The 8,285-nt window shown below is 47.7% G+C and carries 8 protein-coding genes; 4 read left to right on the top strand and 4 right to left on the bottom strand.

All coding sequences use genetic code 11. The features are described 5' to 3' along the window. From L990_RS00545 to L990_RS00535, 4 genes are all read right to left on the bottom strand, one after another. Positions 1 to 384 (bottom strand): hypothetical protein (locus tag L990_RS00545; protein WP_047444413.1); only part of this gene is annotated, 384 nt, incomplete at its 3' end. Positions 385 to 389: 5 nt separating this feature from the next. Beyond that, a complete protein-coding gene (locus L990_RS19785; RefSeq protein WP_156121255.1) occupies positions 390 to 560 on the bottom strand; it encodes a hypothetical protein in 171 nt (56 codons plus the stop codon). A 401-nt stretch (positions 561 to 961) separates the two neighbouring features. Beyond that, positions 962 to 2,335 carry a sensor histidine kinase gene (locus L990_RS00540; RefSeq protein WP_047444411.1) on the bottom strand — a complete coding sequence of 458 codons (1,374 nt, stop codon included), beginning with the start codon at positions 2,333 to 2,335 and terminating at the stop codon, positions 962 to 964. Positions 2,336 to 2,337: 2 nt separating this feature from the next. Next, positions 2,338 to 3,036 (bottom strand): response regulator transcription factor, encoded by a 699-nt coding sequence (locus L990_RS00535; RefSeq protein WP_047444460.1) that lies wholly within the window; start codon positions 3,034 to 3,036, stop codon positions 2,338 to 2,340. A 229-nt stretch (positions 3,037 to 3,265) separates the two neighbouring features. Here L990_RS00535 and pyrH point away from each other — a divergent pair, with 229 nt between their 5' ends. The 4 genes from pyrH (at position 3,266) to L990_RS00510 (ending at position 8,272) form a co-directional block, all read left to right on the top strand. Then, positions 3,266 to 3,976 carry a UMP kinase gene (gene pyrH, locus L990_RS00525; RefSeq protein ID WP_047444405.1) on the top strand — a complete coding sequence of 237 codons (711 nt, stop codon included), beginning with the start codon at positions 3,266 to 3,268 and terminating at the stop codon, positions 3,974 to 3,976. A gap of 33 nt (positions 3,977 to 4,009) precedes the next feature. Further along, the gene (gene frr, locus L990_RS00520) at positions 4,010 to 4,573 is read left to right on the top strand and encodes a ribosome recycling factor (protein ID WP_047444403.1); all 564 of its coding nucleotides are present in this window, start codon (positions 4,010 to 4,012) and stop codon (positions 4,571 to 4,573) included. Between the two features lie 107 nt (positions 4,574 to 4,680). After that, entirely contained in the window at positions 4,681 to 5,442 is a 762-nt protein-coding gene (locus tag L990_RS00515) for a hypothetical protein (RefSeq protein WP_052180618.1), read from the top strand. Between the two features lie 124 nt (positions 5,443 to 5,566). After that, complete coding sequence (locus L990_RS00510) at positions 5,567 to 8,272, top strand: glycoside hydrolase family 2 protein (protein WP_410488755.1); 2,706 nt, start codon at positions 5,567 to 5,569, stop codon at positions 8,270 to 8,272. Positions 8,273 to 8,285: the final 13 nt, after the last annotated feature.

The raw sequence follows: 8,285 nt of genomic DNA, 5'->3' as shown, positions 1-8,285 counted from the left end.
CTCCATCTGCTCCACCACCTCGGCAAAGCGCTCCTTTAACGGTAAGAGGTACGCTGCCAGCTCCTCCTTCGTGGTGAGTGGGGTGTACTTAAAGACCTCTTTGGTACCTTCAAGGCTGATTGTATCGACAGTTTTAAACACGTCCTTTTGAGAGTACCTGTACAGCAGCTCCTCAACGGCATTGATGCGAACGATTACCCCGTAACTAATCGTATCGCTTTTAACTATAAAATATATGCTTTGATATCCATCATCATTACACCTATAGATGGCAAAGGTTCCTGTGCCAAAAAATGTTCCTACCTTAAAGCCATGCTGCTTGGCCAAGGGGGCAAGCTCCTCCTTTATCCACTTTTTTATGGCTGTTTTTCCGGTATTTTCCATAACCGTTACTTTTTAGGTTTGTTAAATCTACTCACATCTACATCCGAGATGGTAAATCCGCCATTGGCTGAGCCATGGTCGCTTACCTTCTTTACCTGATTGGGCTTAATGGATAGGTCATCATCATCTTTCAATGTAAAACCACTAGAATTTTTCTTAGACTTTACGGTCAACATTCCATCTCGCGCAACCTTTCCCCCCGCTCGCCGTAGTCTACATTAGCGCACGAGGCTGGACGAAGATTAGCTTCGCTGAGCTCGCACTTCGTGCTTGGTTGTGTCTTCGTCCTTGCTAAGTAGCGGTCTCCCGACTACCATTCAAAAGTAGCAAAAAAGCAAAGCGCAGCTGCTGATGGTAACAATAGCATTTAGCTGATTTCTTCCCGCTACTTTTTTTCGGACTTTTCGCTAACAGTCGCACGGGGCTCGGCGGAATTTGTAATTCCGTCGAACTTAAGTAGAGGTCTTTGACCGCGATAATAAGAAAAAGCCGCCTAGAAAAAAACTGGGCGGCTTTTTGCGCTATAGGGCAGAGATATTCTTCTGCAAGAAGTCCTTAAACTTTTTGTTGGAATGTATTAAGGAAGGAGATCCTTGCCTAACACAACCGTAAAGGTGGATCCTTTTCCGACCTCCGATTGCACGTCGATATGTCCTCCGTGAAGGGAGATAACCCGAGAGGTTAGCGCAAGGCCTAGGCCATGACCGGGTATCTTTTTGTCGGACTGCACGCGGTAAAAGGGTTGGAAGATCTTATCTAGCTCGGAGGTGGGGATTCCAATTCCTTTATCAGCAAAAGCGACCTCAATCCGAGAGCTGCTGCATTTTATGGAGATGTGAATGGAACCATCGGTAGAGAACTTGCAGCCGTTGGAGATGAGGTTGACAAAGGCGGTTTTGAGCAGCTGCTCGTCGCCATCAACGGTAAGCAGCGATTCTTCGCAGGGGAGCTCGCTAAAATCGAGATGAATCCGGTAGTTGGGGTACGCGCGCGAGCACTCTGCTATGGCGGTAAATAGCACCTCATCGATTCGGACTTTGGCCGTGCTCGCGTTGCTGGCGTCGACGCTGGCCTTGGCCAAGTCGAGCAGCTTAGACGATAGGGCGTTTAGGGTAAGGATTTCCTCCTTTAACGAAAGAAGCATCCGGGTAAGCTCTGGGGTGTTGGGATGCTGCAGCAGCATCACCTCAATCTCGCCCAGCATAACCGTTAGCGGCGTTCTAAAGTCGTGCGAGGCATGCGATACGAACGCCTTTTGCATGGCAAAGGCCTCCTCCAGGCGGGCAAGCATCCGGTTAAAAGTCGACGAGAGCTCCGAAATCTCGTCGCGCCCGTTGCCTATATCCAGCCGTTCGTGCAGGTTCTTTTCGCTGATATTATTTACGCGCCCAACAACGGTGGACATCGGCTTGAGCGCCCGAGTTGCAAAAAACAAGCCGGCCAGCAGCGAGATGATGATGCCTAGAACCGTCCCGATGATTAGCGAAATCTGGAGGTTATGCATCCGCTTGTAGCCGTGCTTATCGATAGCCGAGATGACCACCGCGTAGGAGTAGTCGCGATTACCATACTCCACACCTACCCCCTCGTATCGGTCGGCCAGCTGAAGCCGTACCGTTTTATGACGAAAAACGTCCTGAACAACCTTCGAGGTAACGTTGCGGTTTACCGCCTTGTTGTTGTAGGCCATCTTTCCGTTGCGGTCAAAAATCATCACCTGCTCCTGCTCTAGCGAAACCGCCGTTGTGTCTATCTTACGCAGCAGGTTACGATCGGCATCGGTGATATCGGTTGCCAAGGAGGCGGTTATCAGCGCCCGCTCGTGCAGCCGGTTGTAAAAGTCGTTTTGCCGAGACTTAGCCGAGGAGAGGTAGATCAGCGAAGAAAATACAATCAGAATGGTGCTGACAATACCAGCAAACCAAAGCGCCAGCTTCCAACGTATTACCATGGCTACTCCTCCTTAAGAACGTAGCCCATGCCAATGATGGTATGGATAAGCTTGCGGTCGAACCCCTTGTCTACCTTGTTGCGAAGGTAGTTTACGTAAACTTCTATAACGTTGGTTCCCGTATCGAAGGTTATGTTCCATATCTTCTCGGCAATGTCAACCTTCGACACCACCCTGTTCTTATTTTCGAGGAAGTATTGTAGCAGATGAAACTCCTTGGCCGTAAGCTCCACCTTTCGTCCTGCCCGCACCACCGTTTTGGAGTCGATATCCAAAATAAGATCGGCCACCTGCAGCATACGCGATCCAGCAGGATCGGCATTGTAGCTTCCGCTCCTTTTCAGGAACACGCGCACCCGCGCCAAAAGCTCCTTCATCTCAAAAGGTTTTGGAATGTAGTCGTCGGCACCCGCATCAAAGCCAATGAGCTTGTCGTCGAGCGTATCCAAGGCGGTAAGAAATAGAATGGGGACCTTAGCATTTCGCTCGCGAATCGATCGGCAAACCTCGTAGCCGTTTTCGTGCGGAAGGTTAACGTCGAGGATTATCAGGTCGTACTTCTTTTGCACTCCCAACCGGCGCCCCATCATACCATCGTAGGCTATCTCCACCTTAAAACCTTGAGCCTCCAGGCCACGCTTTATAAGATCGGCCACCTTTACCTCATCCTCCACCACCAAAATGCAGACATCCTGTTCCATGCTAACCTTTTTTTTGAAAATACTAAAATACAAGAAAAGCCCTTACGATACTCCTTTTTTGGTAAAGCTTCTCAACCTAAAGCAGGAGCTATTATAGGCAACCTGCGTAAGGCGTAAGGATACAGAACGTATGGAGCGACCCTTAAAGTATGGCAACAACGCCAAATCGTAGCTCCTTTTATTGCCAATTACTACGAATTGAATAACTTTGCTAGAAAATTGCACATCCATGCTCAAGTATAAAAGAGTTTTGCTAAAGCTTAGCGGCGAAGCCCTTATGGGAGCCGACAAGTATGGCATCAACACAGCGGTGCTAAACGAGTATGCCGAACAGATTAAGGAAGTTGCCCAAATGGGGGTAGAAGTAGGCATCGTTATTGGTGGTGGAAATATTTTCCGTGGGCTATCGGGCGTAAACAAAGGTTTTGACCGAGTAAAAGGCGACCAAATGGGAATGCTGGCCACCGTTATCAACAGCATCGCCATCCAATCGGCGCTTAACAGCATCGGCCAAAAGGCAAAGGTGCTTACCTCCATCAACATGGCTCCCGTTGGCGAGATCTACTCGAAGGAGAAGGCCCTAGAGCTCTTTAACCAAGGCTACGTGGTGATTATTGGTGGCGGAACAGGCAATCCATTCTTTACCACCGATACCGCATCGGCCCTGCGTGGCGTAGAAATAGAGGCAGAAGTACTTCTTAAAGGTACACGTGTGGATGGCGTTTACACCGCCGATCCCGAAAAGGATCCCTCAGCCGTTAAGTACGACACCCTAAGCTTCGACGAAGCTTACAACAAGAACCTTAAGGTAATGGACCTTACCTCCTTTGCCATGTGTAAGGAGAATAACCTGCCAATCATCGTATTCGACATGAATACCGTTGGAAACCTAAAGCAGCTGCTTACCGGCGAAAAGATTGGTACAATTGTAAAGAATTAGCTATTTTTGAATAAACCTTCAAGTTAACAGCATATGACCGAGATTAAATCGATTATAGCACAGAGTAAGGAGAAGATGGACAAGGCCATCTTTCACCTTGACGATGCACTAGTTACCATCCGTGCAGGAAAGGCCAACCCAGCCATCCTTAATCCAGTTATGGTAGACTACTACGGTAGCATGATGCCCATCAACCAAGTTGCCAGCATCAACACCCCTGATGCAAAAACGATTATTGTTGCGCCTTGGGAAAAAAAGATGCTGCCTGTTATCGAAAAGGCAATCCTAACTTCAGGTATTGGGCTTACACCTTCGAATAACGGCGAGCATATTCGCCTAAACATTCCACCGCTTACCGAAGATCGCCGTAAGGAGCTGGTTAAGCAGGTTCGCAACGAAGGCGAGAACGCTCGTGTTGCCGTTCGTAACATCCGCCGCGATGCAAACGAAGCAATTAAGAAATTGATTAAGGCAGAAAGCCTTGCAGAAGATCTTGCAAAGGATGGCGAAGCCGAAATCCAAAAGGTTACCGACCAATTTAGCAAGAAGATCGATGAGCTTTTAGCTTTAAAGGAAAAAGAAATTATGACGGTATAAGTTACCAAGGCGGCTTTAAAAGCCGCCTTTTTTATTTCCTGCTATTCCACCTCCAAGTTTCTTTCCCTACTTTCGTCCCTTCTTAAAACAAACCTATACGCAACACTATGAAAAAATGGGGACTGGCATGCCTTGCGCTACTTGCTACCAACACGCTAGTAGCACAGGTTAATCAAATTGCAACCGTAAAACCAACAGCACAGGCAGAAGCGCAGTACGTATGGAGAACCGTTTGCGACATGAACTTTTTCGACAAGAACGGATACAACGTAGCGCTGCCTCAACATCCCTACCTCGATAAGATTGTAGCAATGGTTCGCCAGCAGCAGCTTCCCAACAGCGCATACGATTCGCTACAGGTAGTAATGGAGCATTCCATATTCGACTCGCAGAAATACCAAAAAGGCATCGAGCAAGTTACCGCTGCCATTCCAATCATAGAAAAAGCCTTGGAAAGAATGAAGGAGTATGCTCCCCTCTGGAACTTTAAAATATTCGCACAGTACCAAGTTAACCTTACGCTCTACGGTCCAGGAGGAAGCTACGATTGCAACAACGGCTCCATCCTCCTGCAAACAACAGCCGACGGTAAGTTTAAGATGTACAGCAATCCAGCCTACACCATTATCCACGAAATGGTGCACATCGGTATCGAGCAGCCAATTGTTCAAAAGTACCAGCTACCGCATGCCATTAAGGAGCAAATTGTAGATCTTTTCGTCGAAAAGCATTTTAAAGATCTTCTTCCCGAATATCGAAAACAGCCAATGGGCAACCAAAAGGTAGAAGAGCTGCTACAAACAAAGGACGATTTCAAGAATCTACCTAAAAAAGTTGAGCAGCTGGTAGTACAGCTCCAAAACAAATAGCAGCCAACCAGCTGGTAAAAAAGGGTTATTTAGGATGATTTTATCTCTTTGTTAGGCTTTCACAAAAAAACACATGAACATTTAGTTGATTTGTTTACCTAACTTTATCGCACATACACCATCAATTATGAAGCGATACCCAACTATAATTGCATGCCTACTGCTCTTTACTGGATGCCTTAGCGCGCAAGTAAAAAGCAAAGCGGAGTTTTCGACTGCAGGTTTTTATAAGGTCGACGGAGGAGGAAGAGAGGTTTACAGCTTTAACCAAGGCTGGCGCTTTGCCAAAGGAAACTTCAAAAATGCCGCGCTAACCAACTTTAACGACAGCCAATGGCAGGCTACCAACCTCCCTCACGGGCTGGAGCTGCTCCCTACAGAAGCAAGCGGTGGCATCAACTACCAAGGTCCAGCATGGTACCGTAAGAAATTTGATATCCCCCAAAGCCTTAAAGGGAAAAAGATCTACCTCTACTTTGAGGCGGTAATGGGGAAAAGCCAAATATGGATAAACGGACAGCTCGTTAAAGAACATTTTGGAGGCTACATCCCTTTTTCCATAGAGGTCAGCCAGCATATTTCGTTCGATAAGGAAAATCTGGTGGCTGTATTTACCGACAACAGCAACAATCCTGCTTATCCCCCCGGAAAACCGCAGGAACAGCTCGACTTCTGCTACTTTGGTGGCATCTACCGCGATGTTTGGCTATACTCCACAAGCGCCATCCACATAACCGACCCAAACTACACCAATAAGGTAGCTGCTGGCGGACTTTTTACTAGAATTGAATCGGCCAGCGAAAAGCTAGCAACGCTAAAGGTGCGTGTTGATGTACAAAACGAAACAAACAGAAAAACACCTGTTGTAGTAGTAGCCAAGCTGCTGGATAAAGATGGAAAGCTTGCAGCCCAAAGCAGGCAGAGCCTTGCGCTACTTCCTGACTCGTCCAGCACGGCCGAGCTATCCATGAGCATAAAAGCTCCGAACCTTTGGACACCCGAAACGCCCTACCTCTACAACCTTGTTTGCGAAATCCACAGCAACAAAGAGGTAGTTGACGCCATTCGTCAGCGTACCGGAATTAGAACCATCGAGCTAAAGGGCAAAGACGGATTCATTCTTAACGGAAAGCGCTACCAAGATAAGCTCATAGGAGGAAACCGACATCAAGATTATGCCTACGTGGGCAATGCACTTCCGAACTCGGGGCAATGGCGCGATGCCGTAAAGCTTCGCAGCGCAGGAATGCGCATCATTCGCTCGGCGCACTACCCGCTCGATCCGGCCTTTATGGATGCAGCCGATGAGCTGGGCCTATTTGTAATCGTTTCTACTCCAGGCTGGCAGTTCTGGAACAACGACCCTTTATTTGAGCAGCGAGTGCTCTCAGACATCAGCCAGATGGTACGACGCGATAGGAACAGACCTAGCGTATTTATGTGGGAGCCCATTCTTAACGAAACATGGTACCCCGAATATTTTGCTAAGAAAGTTCACGATTTGGTACATGCAGAATATCCCTACAAGGGAGCGTATACCGCCTGCGATTTGGAAGCACGAGGTTCGGAGCACTTTGATGTGGTATACTCTCATCCTTTTCTTACCTCCTCAAAAGGGATGGTAGCGGTAAGTGAAGAGAATAAGGGTGATGCTACTGGCAAAAATCCTTACGATAAGATTACCCGACCAATGTTTAACCGCGAATGGGGCGATAATGTAGATAACTGGAACTCGCACAACTCGCCTAGCAGGGTTGCCAAAACATGGGGAGAAACAGCCATGCTTATCCAGGCAAAGCACTACTCCATGCCCAGCTACCCCTACACCTGTTTTCAGACTCTTTACCAATCTCCTCGCCAAATGATGGGCGGAGCACTCTGGCATCCATTCGACCACCAGCGTGGCTACCATCCCGATCCTTTTTATGGAGGAATTATGGACGTTTTCCGCCAGCCCAAATACTCGTACTACATGTTCCGCAGCCAGTCCGATCCTAAGCTAAATGTAGAAAACGTCGATTGCGGCCCCATGGTGTTTGTTGCAAACGAGATGTCCCCATTTTCGCCCGAAGAGGTAACCGTATTTACCAACTGCGAGCAGGTAAGGTTAATCATCAACAGCAAGGACACCCTTATGCAAAGCGCACAAAGAATCGATTCAGGAATGCTTCACCCTCCTGTTGTTTTTAAAAATGCCTTCAATTTTATGGCGCTAAAGGCGCTTAGCCGAGCCAACAAGGATAACCTCATAAGCCTAGAGGCGCAGGGTATTATCGATGGTAAAGTGGTTGCAACGCACGTACGTCGCCCCAGCTTCCGCCCCGAAAAAATTAGGCTCGAACTAGACAACCTCAACAGATTGCTGGTTGCCGATGGATCTGACTTTGTACCCATTATAGCATCTATTACCGATAAAGATGGCAACGTAAAGCGCCTTAACGAATATCAAATACGTTTCGAGGTAGAGGGCGAAGGCTCGATTGTTGGAGACGAGCAAATTGGCGCCAACCCACGCAAGGTTGAATGGGGTACCGCTCCTGTTCTCGTAAGATCGACCACCAAACCAGGTAAAATTCGGGTTAAAGCTTCGGTTCTTTTCCCAGGCTCTAACATGCCATCAACAGCAACTTTAGAGTTCGAAAGCATTCGATCGGACATACCTGTAATAGCAGGAAAGAATATCTCCGAAGCTGCTTTCAACCAAAAGGGAAGCCACCAAAGCAACGCAGAGATGGAGGTGCTAAAAGAGAAGCTCCAAAAAGTGCAAATGGAGCTTAACCAAATTAAAAATAAGGAGGTCGAGAAACAGCAATCCGAATTCGAAAAGTAAGAGAGCTGAAATC

Source organism: Alistipes sp. ZOR0009, assembly GCF_000798815.1.
Lineage (GTDB): Bacteria > Bacteroidota > Bacteroidia > Bacteroidales > ZOR0009 > Acetobacteroides.
The sequence above is the reverse complement of the archived record's forward strand: the minus strand, read 5'-3'. Positions and strand labels throughout refer to the sequence as shown.

Bases quoted from the DNA above. Each gene is read 5' to 3' on its own strand.
- L990_RS00540 (WP_047444411.1), bottom strand. From the start codon at position 2,335: ATGGTAATACGTTGGAAGCTGGCGCTTTGGTTTGCTGGTATTGTCAGC.
- L990_RS00535 (WP_047444460.1), bottom strand. From the start codon at position 3,036: ATGGAACAGGATGTCTGCATTTTGGTGGTGGAGGATGAGGTAAAGGTG.
- L990_RS19785 (WP_156121255.1), bottom strand. From the start codon at position 560: ATGTTGACCGTAAAGTCTAAGAAAAATTCTAGTGGTTTTACATTGAAA.
- pyrH (WP_047444405.1), top strand. From the start codon at position 3,266: ATGCTCAAGTATAAAAGAGTTTTGCTAAAGCTTAGCGGCGAAGCCCTT.
- L990_RS00515 (WP_052180618.1), top strand. From the start codon at position 4,681: ATGAAAAAATGGGGACTGGCATGCCTTGCGCTACTTGCTACCAACACG.
- frr (WP_047444403.1), top strand. From the start codon at position 4,010: ATGACCGAGATTAAATCGATTATAGCACAGAGTAAGGAGAAGATGGAC.